The following is a 15,869-nucleotide window of genomic DNA, read 5'->3' as shown; positions in this document are numbered from 1 at the left end:
GGCCGTAGCTGGCGCACCACCGCTGCGCGGCGGTGTCCTCAAACGCCGGACGGGCTGGAATCTGCTGAGCTCAGCGACATCGGCGCCCACCGCCGCAGGCGGCCAGTCGGCTCGCAGCCGGCCCTCGGGCAGGTGTGCCGGCCCCTGCGGCCGTAGCTGGCGCACCACCGCTGCGCGGCGGTGTCCTCAATCGCCGGACGGGCTTGTTGTGGCGGAGCTCAGCCACATCCAGCCCGTCCGGCGTTTGAGGACGCGCCCGCAGGGCGCTCGCTGCCGCCGGCGGCCGGACGGCCCGCGGCCGAGGACCGCCCGGACGGACCAGGCCCCGACCGGAGGTCAGAAGTCGCCGCCTCCGAACCCTCCCCCGTCCCCGAAGCCGCCGCCGCCGTCCCCGAAGCCGCCGCTGAAGTCGTCCGGGTTGTAGTCCGAGCCGGTGTAGTCGCCGCCTTCCGGTCCCCCGCCGCCGTCGCCCGAGGACGCGTAGGCGGGGCCGCTCATCATGCTGCCGAGCATCGTGCCCATGAGCAGGCCCGGCAGCAGTCCGCCGCCGAAGTACCCGCCCGCCCAGGGGGCGTAGGCAGGGCCCGCGTTCCAGTACGGCTGGGGACCGTTCGCGGTCTGGACGGTGCGGGACATCGGCTCCTCGCCGTCGGCGAGCCGGGCCGCGTCGGCGGCGCAGGCCGGTACGGTCCGGGACGCGCTGCCCGGGGGCGCCCACTCGACGTCGGAGACGGACGGGCCGTGGCGCGGGTCGAAGAAGCAGGGCATGCGACGCTCGGGCAGCGGGGCGCCGGTGCGGCGCGCGGCGAGGGTGGCCAGGGCGAACCGGCCGTTGTCCAGGGACTCGGTGACGCCCTTGACGTCCTCCGGCTTGCCCGCCGCCGCCATCTTGGACTTGGCGTCCTCGTACGCGTCGAGGGCCCGCTCGTAGTCGGCGCGCATCGCGTCGTCGGCACCGGCCTCGCCAGGGGAGAAGTCGAGCCGGTCCAGCTCCTCGCCGAAGGCGGTGATGTCCTCGTCGACCACGACCCGCAGGGCGTCGAGCTCCGCGCGCTCGCGGGCCTCCCTCCTCTTCTTGTTACGCCGGTAGAGGGCGTACGCGCCCGCGCCGCCGGCGACGACGACCGCGCCGCCCGTGATCAGCCCGGCCGTGCCGACGCCGTCGGATCCGGCGCCCCAGGCGTCGGGCGCGTGGCCCCTGGCGACCCGGTCGGCCTGGTCGACGAAGCCGTTCAGCATGGTCGTGGTGTCACCGCCGGACCGCTGGACGGAGCCGACGAGGTTGGTGACGGCGTTGCGGGACATCACCGAACGGTCGGCCTTGGCGCTGAACGCCTTGTCACCGAGGTGGACGGCGTAGACGCCGGCGATGCCGACCTTGGTCCGCAGGTCCTGGATGACGGTTGCTCGGGGGAAGTCCGCGTTGTCCGGCAGGACCGCGACGAAGACCGGCCTGTCCGCGTCCTTGATCTTCTTCGCCAGCGCCTCGGCGTCGGCCGCCGGGAGCTGCGCGGACACCCGGGGGTCGACATAGACCGGGCTCTTCTTCAGGGCCTCCGCCACGGTGTCCACCCCCGTGGCGGCGTGCGCCGCCGGGGCGAAGAGTCCCGCACCGGCCAACGCGAAGAGGGCGACGAGCAGGGCCAGCAGCGGCCTGGGCAGCGCCCGTGGGGTGGCGGACATGGCGGTTCTCCTCGGACAAGAGAGCGGGGCACGGGAGAGACGGGCTGTACGGCAATGACTCACTGGCACTCATCACATACGGATCGGGCACATGCCGGCACACTTCGCACACTTCGCATAGGCGTCGGCTCACTCAGCGTCTACCACGAAAACGGATCAATCAGGCACTCTGTTCCCCCGTATCCCCCGGCCTCGTGTGCCCCCGCGGCCGTCAGCCATACGAGAGGTTGGCGCACGGATCGTCGTCGGCCGACCGCGCGGTACCGGCGACGTCGGAGGGCACCGGGCCGGGCGTCGCGTCGGCGGGGGGTGCCGGGGCGGCGGGCGGCCCGGTGGGCGCTTCGGCGAAGTCGTGGCCGACGGTGACCGCGAGGCCCTTGACGGCTGTTCCCCGGACGAAGGCGCCGGGGAAGAGCCGGGCCAGGTTCCGCGCGTGCCCGGCCTCGCCGGGGCCGAACTCGATCACGGTGAGGCGCTGGTCCCGGGCGCGGGCGGTGGAGGTGTCCGCGACGGTGAACCCGTGCTCCTTGAGCGTGGCGGCCGCGCGGGCGGCGAGGCCGCCCACGGTGGTGCCGTTGGCGACGGAGACGCTGACACCCCCGCCCGAGACCGGCTGCGAGGGGGACGGGCCGGGCGTTGCGGCCTTCTCACCCACCTGCTTGTTCTCCGCGTTCCTGCCGTCGAGCGTGCGGTCGGCCCGCAGCGAGGCCCACAGCGCGTCGGCCTCGGGCTGGACGAGGGCGACGCGGTTGCCCGCGTAGCGCCAGGGCACGGTGATGAACTTGATGTCGTGCAGGTCGATCTTCTTCAGCGACATCGCGAAGGAGAACAGCTTGTCGGCCGAGCCGAGCCCGGGGTCGACGGTCATCGACTTGGTGGCCGCGTCCGCCAGCGGCAGCAGCGTGCCGGGGCTGAATCCCTGCGACCGCACCTTCTTGATCATGGCGGCGACGAACGCCTGCTGTCGCTGGATACGGCCGATGTCGGAGCCGTCGCCGATGCCGTGCCGCACCCGCACGTAGTCCAGCGCCTTCTGCCCGGAGACGCTCTGCGCACCCTTGCGGAAGAGCAGCTCGCCGCGGGCGCCGCGGTTCGGGTCGAGGTCGCCCTCGTAGACGTCCTTCGGCACGCACACCTGGACGCCGCCCACCGCGGAGGTCATCGCGGAGAAGCCCTCGAAGTCGACGACGACCGTGTGGTCCACGCGCAGCCCGGTGAGCTTCTCGACGGTGTTCTGGGTGCAGGCGGGGTTGCCCTTGGCCGACTCCCCCACCGAGAAGGCCGAGTTGAACATCGCGTTGGTGCGCGGCGCCGTCCAACTGCCGTCGGGCAGCTTGCACGGCGGGATCTCCAGCAGGGTGTCGCGGGGGATGGAGACGGCGACGGCGTGCTCGCGGTCGCCGTAGACGTGCAGCAGGAACGCCGTGTCCGAGCGGCCGACGTCACCCTCCCCGCCGCCGAGCCCGCTGTTGCCGCCGGAGCGCGAGTCCGAGCCGATGACGAGGACGTTCTGCCCGGACGCGCCGGCGCCGGGCCGGTCGCGGGACAGGCCGTCGGTGTCGAACACGTCGATGTTGCCGTTCAGCCGGAGGTAGAGCCATCCGACACCCGCGGCCAGCAGTACCAGGAACGCCACCCCGACGGAGGTGACCCTCCGCGTCCGGTGCGTCGGCTTGCCTCGGGTGCCCGTCATATCCGTGCCCTCATCCACTCCCCCGGTCCGTACTGGTTCACCGACCTAGACGGCCCACCGGGCCATATGGTTGTCCAGTTGCGCAATCTAGCAAGTATGGTGAGGGCGGATTCTCTGCATATTTCGCTGCATATGACGCACGCCGCATATGACACACAAGGAAGGTGGGGCCGCCGATGCTGCGCAACGCCCTGGAGCCCTGGCACATACTCGTCGTCGTCCTCGCGGTGGTGGTCCTGTTCGGCTCCAAGAAGCTGCCGGACACCGCCCGCGCGCTCGGCAAATCCATGCGCATCCTCAAGAGCGAGGCCAAGGCGATGAGGTCCGACGGGGTCGACGCCCCCGGAACCGACGCGTCGGGTGAGACCGCCGCCGCCCCGGGGAGCCCCGCCGACAGCCGCCGGTGATCTTCACTTCACCTGGGCGTCCCCTTCGGTACACCCGCCCCTGGTGAGCTTCCTTCCGCCGGGCAGTCCCGCCCGGCGCAGCTAGGAGGAAAAACCATGGGTTCTCGTCCGTACCGGCGCCGTCTCGCCTGGAGCGCCGCCGCACTGCTCGTCGCCGGTGTCGCGGTGCCGGCCACCGCCGCCGCGTCCGGGCCGGACGACACGTCGGGCGCCCCGTCGCCGATCGCCGCCCAGAGCGGCAAGCAGAAGGCCAAGAACGTCATCCTGCTCATCGGTGACGGCATGGGCGACTCGGAGATCACCCTGGCCCGCGACTACACCGTGGGCGCGGCCGGCCGGCTGAACATGGACAAGTTCCCGATGACCGGCTCGTACACCACGTACTCCGTCGACAAGAACGGCAAGCCGGACTACGTCACCGACTCCGCGGCCAGCGGCACCGGCTGGGCGACCGGGCACAAGACCGTCAACGGCCGGATATCCAAGACGCCCGGCACGGACAAGCCCATGACGACGATCCTGGAGCTGGCCCAGCGCAACGGCCTCGCCACCGGCAGCGTCACCACCGCCGAGCTGACCGACGCCACCCCCGCGGTCCTCGCCTCCCACGCCACCGACCGCAGCTGCGCGGGCCCGGCCGACATGAAGGCGTGCCCGAACGACACGATCGCCAAGGGCGGCCCGGGCTCGATCGCCGAGCAGAGCGTGAACCACAAGGTGGACGTACTGCTGGGCGGCGGCAAGGCCCGCTTCGACCAGAAGATCACCGAGGGCCGCTACCAGGGGCTGACCGTCACCGAGCAGGCCAAGAAGCTCGGCTACCAGGTCGTCACCGACGACAAGGGCCTGCAGAACGCCCGCGCCGGCAAGCCCGTCCTCGGTCTCTTCGCCCCGGGCAACGTCCCCGTCGAGTGGACCGGCAAGGCCGCCGCCCAGGGCGGCACCGAGCCGCAGCGCTGCGTGACGGACAACCCCGAGCGCAAGGCCGGTACCCCGGGCCTGGACGAGCAGACCCGCAAGGCACTCCAGCTGCTGGAGGCCAAGCAGAGCGGCAAGGGCAAGAAGCCCGGCTTCTTCCTCCAGGTCGAGGGCGCCTCGATCGACAAGCGTGACCACGCCGCCGACCCGTGCGGCCAGATCGGCGAGACCGCGGCCCTCGACCGCGCGGTGAAGGTCGCCCGTGCCTACGCCGCGAAGCACCCCGACACCCTGGTCGTCACCACCGCCGATCACGGCCACACCAGCCAGATCGTGCCGCTGGAGGCCACCCCGCCCGGGCTGTCCTCCACCCTCGTCACCAACGAGGGCCAGCAGCTCAAGGTGAACTACTCCACCAACACCCCGGGCCAGGCGCAGGAGCACACCGGCACCCAGGTCCGCATCGCGGCCCAGGGCCCGCAGGCCCAGCGCGTCCTCGGCGTCACCGACCAGACCCAGCTCTTCGGCACCCTCCGCACGGCGCTCTCGCTGCGCTGACACCGCCCGGTAACGGTTCGCACAACGATCCGCACACCACCGCAGGGCCCGGCCGCATACACGGCCGGGCCCTGCCGGTTGTGCCAGTTATCGAGCCCGAACATTGGCGGATCACACACCCGCCCGCAACGCTCCAGCGTCAAGACTGTGTCATCCGTACTACCGTCGCTCGCGCAGGAGGACCGATGACCGGGTCACGCGTACTCGCCCTCGGCCACTACCAGCCCGCCAGGGTGCTGACCAACGACGACCTGGCCGCCATGGTCGACACCAGCGACGAATGGATCCGCTCCCGCGTCGGCATCCGCACCCGCCGGATCGCCGAGCCCGACGAAACGGTGGCCTCGATGGCCGCCGAAGCCGCGGCCAAGGCCCTCGCGAACAGCGGTCTGGAGCCCGCGGACATCGATCTCGTGCTCGTCGCCACCTGCACCGCCGTGGACCGCAGCCCGAACACGGCCGCCCGTGTCGCCGCCCGGCTGGGGCTCACCGCGCCCGCCGTCATGGACATCAACGTCGTCTGCGCCGGCTTCCCGCACGCCCTGGCCACCGCGGACCACGCCATCCGCGCCGGGTCCTCGGTCAACGCCCTCGTCGTCGGCGTCGAGAAGTTCACCGACGTGGCGGACTGGACCGACCGCACCACCTGCGTCCTGGTCGGCGACGGCGCGGGCGCGGCCGTGGTGACCGCCGCCGCGGAGCCGGGCATCGGCCCGGTCGTCTGGGGCTCGGTGCCCGAGATGGGGCACGCCGTCCGGATCGAGGGCACCCCCTCCCGGTTCGCCCAGGAGGGCCAGTCCGTCTACCGCTGGGCCACGACCCAGCTGCCGCCGATCGCCCGGAAGGTGTGCGAGCGGGCCGGGGTCGCGCCGGAGGAGCTGGCGGCGGTCGTCCTGCACCAGGCCAACCTGCGGATCATCGAGCCGGTCGCGCGGAAGATCGGCGCGGTCAACGCGGTGATCGCCACCGATGTGACCGAGTCCGGCAACACCTCGGCCGCGAGCATCCCGCTCGCCCTGTCCAAGCTGGTGGAGCGCGGCGAGATCGCCTCGGGCGCGCCCGTCCTGCTGTTCGGCTTCGGCGGCAACCTGTCGTACGCCGGTCAGGTCGTCCGCTGCCCGTAGCGGCCACATCAAGCCCGTCCGGCGTTTGAGGACGCGCCCGAAGGGCGCTACCGCCGCAGGCGGCACCGACGGCCCGCAGCCGAGAACTCCCGGACATCCGCTACGGCGACTCCCGGAGGAACAACGCTCCGCACGAGTGACAAATCGGCACCTTGCCCGCGCCCCAGTCGTCCGTGGAACGGGTGGCCGCGGCCGGGGACAGTTCACGGCCGCACATCGCCGTGGAGTCCTCCATGCGGACGACGTGCCAGTTCTTGACCTTCGCGTCCGAGTCCTGCGGCGCGTTGCCGTCCTCGTACTCGGCACGCAGCTCGTGCTCCATGGGGGCACCACCTCCGGGGATCAACGATGGCGCACGGACCGGCACCCCGCCAGCCCGCCCGCCGCCGAAGCGGTCCTTCAGAACACCGACCACCCGGTGAGAGTCGTGCTGCGCTCCCCCGGGGGCAACCCCCGGACCCCCGGCCGATGCCACGGCCCGCCCTCAGAACACCGACCACCCGGTCAAAGTGGTGAAGTGGTCCAGCGCCGCCACGCCCGCGACGGAATTGCCGCGGGTGTCGAGGCCGGGGCTCCAGACGCACAGCGTGCAGCGGCCCGGTATCACCGCGATGATGCCGCCGCCCACGCCGCTCTTGCCGGGCAGGCCCACGCGGTAGGCGAAGTCGCCGGCGGCGTCGTACGTCCCGCAGGTCAGCATGACGGCGTTGACCTGCTTGGCCTCCCGGCGCGGCAGCAGCCGCGTGCCGTCGGCGCGCAGGCCGTGCCGGGCCAGGAAGCCGCCCGCCAGGGCGAGATCGCGGCAGCTCATCTCGATGGAGCACTGCCAGAAGTAGTGCTCCAGGACAGCCGGCACGGGGTTGTCGAGGTTGCCGTAGCTGGCCATGAAGTGCGCGAGGGCCGCGTTGCGGTCGCCGTGCTCGGACTCGGACGCGGCCACGGACGGGTCGAAGGAGACGGACGGGTTGCCGCTCTCCGCGCGCAGGAACTCCAGCAGCGTCGTGCTGGCGTCCCCGGTCAGCGTCTGGAGCCGGTCGGTGACGACGAGGGCGCCCGCGTTGATGAACGGATTGCGCGGAATGCCGTTCTCGTATTCGAGCTGCACCAGGGAGTTGAACGGGTTTCCGGACGGTTCCGTGCCGACCCGCTCCCAGATCTTCTCGCCGCCCTCGGCGAGCACGAGCGCCAGGCCGAACGCCTTGGAGATGGACTGCACCGAGAACGGCCGCTCCCAGTCCCCCACGCCGTAGACACCGCCGTCGACGTCGGCGACGGCCATCCCGAAGTGACCGGTGTCCACCCCGGCCAGAGCCGGGATGTAATCGGCCACCTGCCCGCGGCCGACCAGCGGGCGCGCGAAGTCGGCGACCTCTTCGAGTACGGCCTGGTAGTCCACTGCTGCGCGCCTTCTGTTCCGGTCGTCCCCGAACGGGTCCCTTTCGGCCCCGCCCCGCACCGACAACACGCTTTTCAGCCTGAGGCCGGATCGGCTCGCACGATATCCGAACGCCCGGCCCAGCTGCGAACTTTTGGGTACAAGGGGGTCATACAGTCGTGCGCGGTCGGCGTACGTCACAGACCCGGCAAGGAGGCGGTCATGGCCTCACCCATGTCCGCGGGAACGTTTCTCAGCAGACTCAGAGCGGAAGGCGTCCGCGTCGTCGAGGTCGACGGCTGGCGCACCCACAATCGCGCCGGGCACGGCGCCTGGGGGCCGGTCCATGGAGTGATGATCCACCACACGGCCACCACCGGCACCACCAAGAGCGTGAAGTTGTGCTGGGAGGGCCACTCCGAACTGCCCGGCCCACTCTGCCACGGCGTCATCGCCGACGACGGCACGGTCCATCTCGTCGGCCACGGGCGCGCCAACCACGCCGGACGGGGTGACGGCGACGTGCTGCGGGCCGTGATCGCCGAGAAGCGGCTGCCACCGGTCCGCGCGGCCGACACCGACGGCAACGTCCACTTCTACGGCTTCGAGTGCGTGAACCTCGGCGACGGGCGGGACACCTGGCCCGAGGAGCAGATGGAGGGCATCGAGCGGGCGGCCGCCGCGATCTGCCGCCACCACGGGTGGACCGAGCGGTCCGTCATCGGCCACAAGGAGTGGCGGCTCGGCAAGATCGACCCCAAGGGCTTCGCGATGGACGCGCTGCGGGCCCGGATCCACGACCGGCTCAAGTAGCCGCCCGAGGTGACAATGGGGGTGTGACCAGCGACCTCCCCCGTGGCCCCGCCGCACTCGCCGCCCTGGACCCACGGCTGCCGTCCCCGCTCGAAGAGCTGCGGGACGAGCGGTTCGCCCGTCGCGGGCTGCGGCTGCTGCTCAAGCGGGACGACCTGATACACCCCGAGCTGCCGGGCAACAAGTGGCGGAAGCTGGAGCCGAACCTGGGCGCCGCCGCCACGTCCGGACGGCACACGCTGCTCACGTTCGGCGGTGCGTACTCCAACCATCTGAGGGCGACCGCGGCCGCCGGCCGCCTCCTCGGCCTCGCCACCGTCGGCGTCGTCCGCGGCGACGAGCTGGCGGACCGTCCGCTCAACCCGTCCCTCGCGCGCTGCGCGGCGGACGGGATGCGGCTGGTGTTCGTCGACCGCGCCACGTACCGCCGAAAGGCGGAACCCGAGGTGCTGGCCCGGGTGACGGCACGGGCGGGGCTGACCGCCGACGAGTGCCTCGTGGTCCCCGAGGGCGGCAGCAACGCCGCGGCCGCGCGCGGCTGTGCCGCGCTCGGCCAGGAACTGCGGGGTGTCGCGGACGTGGTCGGGGTCGCCTGCGGCACGGGCGGCACCCTCGCCGGTCTCGCCGCCGGGCTGGCCGAGGGCCAGCGGGCCATCGGCTTCCCCGTACTCAAGGGCGGCTTCCTCGAAGCGGAGGTCGAGCGGCTCCAGACGGAGGCCTTCGGCGCCCGGCGCGGCGACTGGCGTCTGGACGACCGCTTCCACGGCGGCGGCTACGCGAGGGTCACCCCCGAGCTGGCCGCCTTCGCCGACGACTTCACCACCCGCCACGGCCTCCCTCTGGAACGGCTGTACGTGGCGAAGGCCCTGCACGGCCTGACCACGCTGGCGGAAGAGGGCGCGTTCGCGCGGGGCATGACGGTGGCGGCGGTGGTGACGGGCGCGCCGGCTGATATCAGCCACACCAACTCCAGCCCGTCCGGCGATTGAGGACCGGGTCCGGGCAGAGCCCGGTTCGGGAAGCCCCGATGCTCCAGAGTGGTAATTCTGGAGTGGTTCGCCCATGGTGGCATCGTCGCAGGTCAAGCGGTCCGGGAAACCTCTGCTCTCCACAGAGCATATGGAGAAGAGCAACCCGACCGCAGGCACTGTATTCACCGAGACCCTGCGCGGCGTCCGGTGCATCCGGCTCTCGGTCCGCACTGATGAGACGACCAGCCCCGAGCGGCAGCGTGAAGCCGACGACATAGCCGCGGCAGCACTCGGAATCGACTTCGGCGAGGGCGACGCGGTCCGCGAAGCCGTGGACCTGGACGTGTCCGCGTCCAAGGTCGGCCCCTTTGACCGCCCGCAGCTCGGCGGGTGGCTCGCCCAACCCGACGGGTTCGATGCGCTGGTGTGGTGGCGCTTTGACCGTGCCATCCGGTCCATGGGCGACATGCACGAGCTCGCAAAGTGGGCTCGCGAACACCGCAAGATGCTCGTCTTCGCCGAAGGCATCGGCGGGGGTCGGCTGGTGTTCGACTTCCGCAACCCGATGGGCCCCACCTCCGAGCTCATGATGATGATGCTCGCCTTTGCGGCGCAGGTAGAGGCGCAGAGCATCAGCGACCGCGTCACCGGGGCACAGGCAGCTATGCGGAAAATGGCGCTTCGGTGGCGCGGCGGCGGTCGGCCCCCGTACGGCTACCTGCCCGCCCCTATGCCAAAGGAACACGGCGGAGTCGGCTGGACCCTGGTCCCTGACGCTCTCGCCGTGCACGTCATCGAGCGCATCATTACTGCACTGATCTCCGGGAAGACCAAGCACTCCATCGCGCAGATGCTCAATACCGATGGTGTCCTGTCCCCATCCGAGCACTGGAAGGCGTACCAGGCCCGCAAGAAGAACAAGGCCGACGCGGACACCGACGAGCCGAAGGAGCGGCCAGCACAGTGGCGCGCTCAGACGATCGAAAAGATGCTGATCAACCCAGCCATCATGGGGTGGAAGATGCACAAGGGGGCGCCGGTCCGCGACGACCAGGGCGCGCCCGTCATGGCGGCCGAGACTTCGATCCTTACCCGCGAAGAGTTCGACCAGGTCGGGGCACTGCTCACCGCGAAGCCGATCGCTGAAAGGGCCCCGGAGCGTAAGGACTCCACTGCGCTGCTGCTGCGCGTCATCCACTGTGCGGGGTGCGACTCGCGCATGTACCTCAACCAGGGGTATTACAAGTGCTCGTCCTACAAGTACGGGGCGCACTGCAAGGCCCCGTCGACAGTCCGTGCTGACTGGGTGGACGACTACGTCGCCGCCGAGTTCCTGAAAGCTGCGGGTCCGGTGCAGATCGTCCGCGTCACCGAGATACCCGGCTACGACCCACAGCCCGAGATTGACGCCACCGTTGCAGAGATGGAAGAGCACGATCAGCAGAAGGACCGCAGGAAGTCCAAGGCGGGGATGACTGCCTGGCAGCGCCGCGCGGACGCACTGGAAGCACGCCTGGGCGAGCTGGAGTCCCGGGAGAAGACTGAGTCCCGACGTGAGGCAGTGCCCACGGGGCGCACGTACGCCGACGAGTGGAACGAGACTGACACCGCAGGCAAGCGCACCATGCTGGTGGATGCAGGGGCACGACTCATGGTCAAGCGTGGCGCCCGCGGCGGGTGGCGGACGCTCGATCTGCGGCGGGTCGAATTCACCATTACCGGAGACCTTGACCCCTGTATTGAAGAGATCGCGACTACCGCTGAGGACGTCGAGAGGGAGAACGCGTCGGAGCATGTCCCCACGCAGGGCGCCAGTCTGCGACTCCACCAGGACGTACTAGCCCCCGCCGCATAACAGCCCGCCACAGGACCGCGAACCCCCGGATGACTGAGGCATCAGTTGTCCGGGGGTCTGCCTTGCCCGCAGGTGGGCGTACGGGCCTTTTCTCGGGGCCTTGCTGGCTCCGGGCACGGGCCGGACTGCCGTACAGCGGGCCGAGAGGTGCCGAAGTGACGGTTATGGCGGTTTTTTTAGAACACATAGAAAAAGTAGTAAAGAAGAGAGAATGGCGTCCCAAACGGCACCGCATCACCAGTGGGCACCGTGGGAAACCTCCGCCCTCCACTACCGGGGAAGGAGTGGGGCAACGGCCTGCACGGGCCGGCGGGAAACCCTCGCCCTCCACTACAGCCCGGAAGAGTGATCGGCAACGGTCCTGGTTCCCGGGCAGGTGCGGAAATCCGTTGCTCCCTACTACGCAGTGAGAGCGGGTTACCGCGCACCCACCCAACGGGGGAATCCGGCGGACTGAGTGCCCGACTCTTGGAAGTCAGCGTTGCCCGTGCATCACGCGCCCCGCGTTACTCGGGGCGGTCTGCGGGGGTCGTGAGGCAACGCAGGCGGGGGGCTGTACCGCCCATCAGTAACCCACTCGTCGAGCGAGTGAGCCGAACGGGGTTGGAAGCCCGTACGGCCCCCCACGTTGCCCGGATCGGCACCTCGCCGGTTCGGGCCCCACGTACTCACGTCTGTGGTGTGTAGATGCACACAGCCCTAGTAGGGGCGTCCGGCGGGGCGTTCCGAACACGGCTGAGGAGACGGTGTGATTCCGTCCGCACGTGCCCCCCTGGTCGGTCCACGCAGACTGCGAGGGGGATTGAGCCCACCTGGCCCAATCGGTAGAGGTGCGCGGAACCGGCCCCACTCGGGGAGACAGGCCGCAGAGTTCCGGGTTCGAGTCCCGGGGTGGGCACGCAGCACCACCAGCCCGCCTAGCCCAACGGCAGAGGCACGCGGCCTAGACCCGCGGTGTTCCCGGTTCGAATCCGGGGGCGGGTACTCAGGAGTGACCGGATGAGCAACATGCCGATCCCCATGGGAACGGTGCCCCAGGGCATGAGGACGCTCCCGGGCAACAACGTGCATCAAGACAACGAACACGGGGGCTGAGATGAGCTGTATTGACTGCACCGAGCCCGCAACACACCGGGGGCGCTGCAAAACACATCACACGGAGTACGAGGGGCGGGCCACTGTCCACACCCGACGAGCACGGGGCAAGCGACGGGCGAACCGGCACGCTGCTGCCGCTCGTCTCCGCCGGCGAGTGCGGGAGAAGGGGACCGCGTGGTGTGACTGGTGCCTCGCCGACTTCCCCGCGGACGGGGTGGACGTGGACCATGTACGCCCGCTGTCCCTCGGTGGCGAGGACATAGACAGCAATGTTCAGGTGTTGTGCCACGGGTGCCACGGGCTCAAGACCGCAACGGAGTTCGGAAGCGCGGCTTAGCGCTGTGCCCACCACGTTCCCGCTGCCCCGCCGGCGGTGGTGATCAGGGCGACGAGCCATCCGGGGATGCGTTGCACGGTCAGGTGGAAGCCGCCCCAACGGATCTCTACCTGCGGGGGTTTCGCGTTCTCGGTCACTTGGGTCATGACCCCGGTGTGCCCCCCCCCGGCACCCACTGTTAAGCGTGACCTAACCCACGGTGACGGAGCACAGGGGGCGCACGTGCAGCGTGATGCGCCCGAGCCTTTGTCTTTCACACTCGGAGAGATCGACACGGACGGCAACGTGCAACCGCTCCGCCGTCCGTGCCACCGCCTCGCCGAACCGCCCAAGGGTGCTCGATCAGGTAGAACCGGACAGGAGGCCAATCAGGGCCTTCGCGGCCGTGACCGTGAGACCGAGGACATAGCCGGTGATCGGTGTGAGCATGGAATGCCCCCTCACTGGTCGCAAGTTGGGGAGTTGTTGTCTCCCCTGATTTCACTCGGCGGTCTGCCCAGCCCGCATGCGGGCTGGGCGAATGCCAACCACACGGATGATCATGCGTTCATCTGTTGACGGGGGGCTGGGGCAGGCGAGGACTGCCAGCGTGGTCGCCCTCGCCCGGTGGGTCTTACGCGTTTCCGTCCGTGGGGTTACCGTCCGCGGCGCCACCACTCTTGCCAAAGTTCCTTACGGTCACGAGAGTTCTGAGGCCACAGGATGCGCGCGAGGGCAGTCACTCCGGCGACGATGATGACGAGTACGACAACGACCAGCACGGCACCCCACGGGGCCGTTTCCGGCAGGTTGAACACGGCGTATGAGCCTTCCGACCTTGAACGGTCGGCGGGTCACTCAGGCAGCTAGTACGGCGCTCCCCAGCGCGCTGCGATGGCGCCCGCCCCGGTAAGTCGACACGGGGAAGGTTGTGTTGGGGCCTCTGGGTTTGATCTGTGGCGAAACCTCGATTGGCTCAGGCTTCCAGTCCGACAACTCGTCGGCATCAGTGCAGCTCACTGCACGCGACAGCAAAAGCAGCAGGATGCCAACAAGGAAGCGCAACAACAGCGAGATCAAGTCCGCCAACGCAGCAAGGAAATCACGTGCAGCGGCTCGCTTTTCACCACTCGTAGAGGCAGAACGCAAGCGCTCACCTGCCGCTAGAAGTCTACTTTGCGCGGTCTCATGCGCGGCGGTACGTGCAGTCGCCTCTAGTGATTGCCAGAAGCTCTGCGCCAATACCGCCATGGTATTGGACTTTCCAGATCCCGCCGTGTGCCAAATAATGCCCGTCGGGTATCTGTGTGCCTCATCGCGCACGGTAAGACTCATCGCCTCCTCGTATGAATTCACAAGGAAAAGCTGGGCCTGCCGGTTCAGCGGGGTCATTTCGTCGTCCATGTTCACCTCCTGCCAGACGATCCGCGATGAGTCTAGCCGCCGCTGACAGTCCCCCTACTAGGAGGTGATCCCCCATGCCCCGCAGACCCCGCCCCCCCTTGCAGTACCCCCGGGTGCCCCGAGCTGACCCGGGCCGGCGGACGCTGTGCCGCTCATGAGCGTGAGGCCAACGCGGACCGTGCCTCGCGTGGTGGCGCCGTCTATGACACCCGCTGGCAGCGCATCCGCAGGGCCTACCTCTACCGGAACCCGTGGTGCGTGCTGTGCGGCAGTTCGGCGAACGTGGCGGACCACTTCCCGCAGAGTCGACGTGAGTTGCTCGCACGGGGCGAGGCGAACCCGGATGCGGCTAAGCATCTGCGTCCGCTGTGCGTCGGCTGTCACAACCGGGAGACAGCGCGGCATCAGCCGGGCGGGTTCGCTGCTGAGGCTCGCTCGCGGCGCGAATCGCTGGAGCGTCCGCCCTTCTGACCAGGGGGGTACCCCCATCTCGTCCCACGCCCGAGCGGCAGGGAGGCAAAAAACTCGCATGGCTCATTAGGTCGTTTCTGCGGGCCATGTCGACCATTAGAAATCAATCTGCGCTCACTTGATTATTGATTGCGGGCGCCCTCAAAGGAGGAATCCTATGTCTCTTACCCTTGCCGAATCCGCGAAGCTTTCCCTTGACCAATTGCAGCGCGGCGTCATCGAGACGTTCGTCCAAGAGTCCCCGATCCTGGACCGACTTCCCTTGATACAGGTGGCAGGCAACGCCTACCGGTACAACGAGGAATCAACCCTTCCCGGGGTGTCCTTCCGGGCAGTGAACGAGGCGTACCCGGAGAGCACCGGGACGCTGAACCAGCGGATCGAGACCCTGGCCATCCTGGGTGGTGACGCGGACGTTGACAAGTTCATCGTCCAGACCCGGGGCAACCTGAACGACCAGCGGGCCATCCAGACCGCCATGAAGGTCAAGGCCGCATCGGTCCACTTCGCCGACCAGTTCTTCAATGGGGACGTGGAGGTGAACCCGAAGGGGTTCGACGGACTGCGTAAGCGCTTGCTGGGCAGTCAGGTCCTTGACGCCAAGGGAGCAGGACCGGTCACCAACGGCCATGACTTCTTCGATGCGTTGGATGCCTTGATTGCACAGGTGCGCGGCATCACTGGGGCGGATGGGGCGCTGTACATGAACGCCGCGATCCGGGCCAGGATCGAATCAGGCTTCCGTCGTCTCGGCGGTGGCGAACTCCTGACGGCTGAGATCGCGGGGAAGCGCGCCACCATATGGAAGGGGATCCCACTCCTGGACGCCGGTCAGAAGCTGGACGGGGCCGACGTGCTGCCGCTGGCAACCGGTACCGGCGGGAAGCAGACCGGAGACATCTATGCCGTCCGGTTCGGCGCTACCGAGGCTGACGCCGGGGTGTCCGGTCTGACTACTGAGACTGAACTCGTGTTGTCGCAGTGAGTTATCTGGGGTTCGGGGTGAGCCCTGTCTCGGTGAGGCAGCCTTCAAGGAGGGCGGGCCGGTACTGGATCTTGCGGAGCCCGTGCCGCACGGTGCGGGCGAGGTGGTCCGCGCTGGTGAAGGCGACGTTTGCGGTGAAGCCGCGTCGCAGGAGTGACCAGATACCTTCGACCGGGTTGAGCTCGGGCGCGTAGGCGG

General features: G+C 69.4%; 14 protein-coding genes, 2 tRNA genes and 1 pseudogene. 10 read left to right on the top strand and 7 right to left on the bottom strand.

All coding sequences use genetic code 11. The features are described from left to right. Positions 1-336: 336 nt before the first annotated feature. Positions 337-1,683 carry a hypothetical protein gene (locus ACZ53N_RS21255; protein WP_469142391.1) on the bottom strand — a complete coding sequence of 449 codons (1,347 nt, stop codon included), beginning with the start codon at positions 1,681-1,683 and terminating at the stop codon, positions 337-339. A gap of 211 nt (positions 1,684-1,894) precedes the next feature. After that, entirely contained in the window at positions 1,895-3,376 is a 1,482-nt protein-coding gene (locus ACZ53N_RS21250) for an LCP family protein (RefSeq protein ID WP_469142390.1), read from the bottom strand. Between the two features lie 176 nt (positions 3,377-3,552). On the opposite strand from ACZ53N_RS21250, the gene tatA reads away from it, so the two are divergent. The 3 genes from tatA to ACZ53N_RS21235 all read left to right on the top strand — a co-directional run bounded on the left by tatA (position 3,553) and on the right by ACZ53N_RS21235 (position 6,383). Then, a complete protein-coding gene (tatA, locus tag ACZ53N_RS21245; protein WP_469142389.1) occupies positions 3,553-3,783 on the top strand; it encodes a Sec-independent protein translocase subunit TatA in 231 nt (76 codons plus the stop codon). Between the two features lie 96 nt (positions 3,784-3,879). Beyond that, positions 3,880-5,259 carry an alkaline phosphatase gene (locus tag ACZ53N_RS21240; RefSeq protein WP_469142388.1) on the top strand — a complete coding sequence of 460 codons (1,380 nt, stop codon included), beginning with the start codon at positions 3,880-3,882 and terminating at the stop codon, positions 5,257-5,259. A 185-nt stretch (positions 5,260-5,444) separates the two neighbouring features. Beyond that, entirely contained in the window at positions 5,445-6,383 is a 939-nt protein-coding gene (locus tag ACZ53N_RS21235; protein WP_469142387.1) for a beta-ketoacyl-ACP synthase III, read from the top strand. Between the two features lie 100 nt (positions 6,384-6,483). On the opposite strand, the gene ACZ53N_RS21230 is transcribed toward ACZ53N_RS21235, so the two are convergent. Together ACZ53N_RS21230 and ACZ53N_RS21225 are read right to left on the bottom strand one after the other, a co-directional pair. Then, a complete protein-coding gene (locus ACZ53N_RS21230; RefSeq protein ID WP_469142386.1) occupies positions 6,484-6,705 on the bottom strand; it encodes a hypothetical protein in 222 nt (73 codons plus the stop codon). A 162-nt stretch (positions 6,706-6,867) separates the two neighbouring features. Next, positions 6,868-7,779 (bottom strand): glutaminase, encoded by a 912-nt coding sequence (locus ACZ53N_RS21225; RefSeq protein WP_362218027.1) that lies wholly within the window; start codon positions 7,777-7,779, stop codon positions 6,868-6,870. Positions 7,780-7,980: 201 nt separating this feature from the next. Between ACZ53N_RS21225 and ACZ53N_RS21220 the strand changes: the two genes are divergently transcribed. From ACZ53N_RS21220 to ACZ53N_RS21195, 6 genes are all read left to right on the top strand, one after another. After that, positions 7,981-8,571 (top strand): N-acetylmuramoyl-L-alanine amidase, encoded by a 591-nt coding sequence (locus ACZ53N_RS21220; RefSeq protein WP_469142385.1) that lies wholly within the window; start codon positions 7,981-7,983, stop codon positions 8,569-8,571. A gap of 23 nt (positions 8,572-8,594) precedes the next feature. Further along, positions 8,595-9,560 (top strand): 1-aminocyclopropane-1-carboxylate deaminase/D-cysteine desulfhydrase, encoded by a 966-nt coding sequence (locus tag ACZ53N_RS21215; protein WP_469142384.1) that lies wholly within the window; start codon positions 8,595-8,597, stop codon positions 9,558-9,560. Between the two features lie 130 nt (positions 9,561-9,690). Continuing rightward, complete coding sequence (locus ACZ53N_RS21210) at positions 9,691-11,397, top strand: recombinase family protein (RefSeq protein WP_469142383.1); 1,707 nt, start codon at positions 9,691-9,693, stop codon at positions 11,395-11,397. Between the two features lie 806 nt (positions 11,398-12,203). Then, positions 12,204-12,295, top strand: a tRNA-OTHER gene (locus tag ACZ53N_RS21205). A 13-nt stretch (positions 12,296-12,308) separates the two neighbouring features. Then, positions 12,309-12,381 (top strand) — tRNA-Leu (locus ACZ53N_RS21200). Positions 12,382-12,493: 112 nt separating this feature from the next. Next, the gene (locus tag ACZ53N_RS21195; RefSeq protein WP_469142382.1) at positions 12,494-12,832 is read left to right on the top strand and encodes an HNH endonuclease; all 339 of its coding nucleotides are present in this window, start codon (positions 12,494-12,496) and stop codon (positions 12,830-12,832) included. Here ACZ53N_RS21195 and ACZ53N_RS21190 read toward each other — a convergent pair. Next, positions 12,829-12,978 carry a hypothetical protein gene (locus tag ACZ53N_RS21190; protein ID WP_469142381.1) on the bottom strand — a complete coding sequence of 50 codons (150 nt, stop codon included), beginning with the start codon at positions 12,976-12,978 and terminating at the stop codon, positions 12,829-12,831. The genes ACZ53N_RS21195 and ACZ53N_RS21190 overlap by 4 nt on opposite strands. 691 nt (positions 12,979-13,669) lie before the next feature. Continuing rightward, entirely contained in the window at positions 13,670-14,215 is a 546-nt protein-coding gene (locus ACZ53N_RS21185; RefSeq protein ID WP_469142380.1) for a hypothetical protein, read from the bottom strand. 628 nt (positions 14,216-14,843) lie between these two features. Here ACZ53N_RS21185 and ACZ53N_RS21180 point away from each other — a divergent pair. Then, positions 14,844-15,671: a major capsid protein gene (locus ACZ53N_RS21180; RefSeq protein ID WP_469142379.1), complete on the top strand. Its 828-nt coding sequence runs from the start codon at positions 14,844-14,846 to the stop codon at positions 15,669-15,671. Between the two features lies 1 nt (position 15,672). On the opposite strand, the pseudogene ACZ53N_RS21175 reads toward ACZ53N_RS21180, so the two are convergent. Next, positions 15,673-15,869, bottom strand: a pseudogene (locus tag ACZ53N_RS21175) (IS630 family transposase); the annotation flags it as partial.

The organism is Streptomyces sp. NPDC033229 (assembly GCF_055576875.1).
Note: the sequence above shows the minus strand (reverse complement) of the source record. Positions and strands in the feature narration are given on the sequence as shown.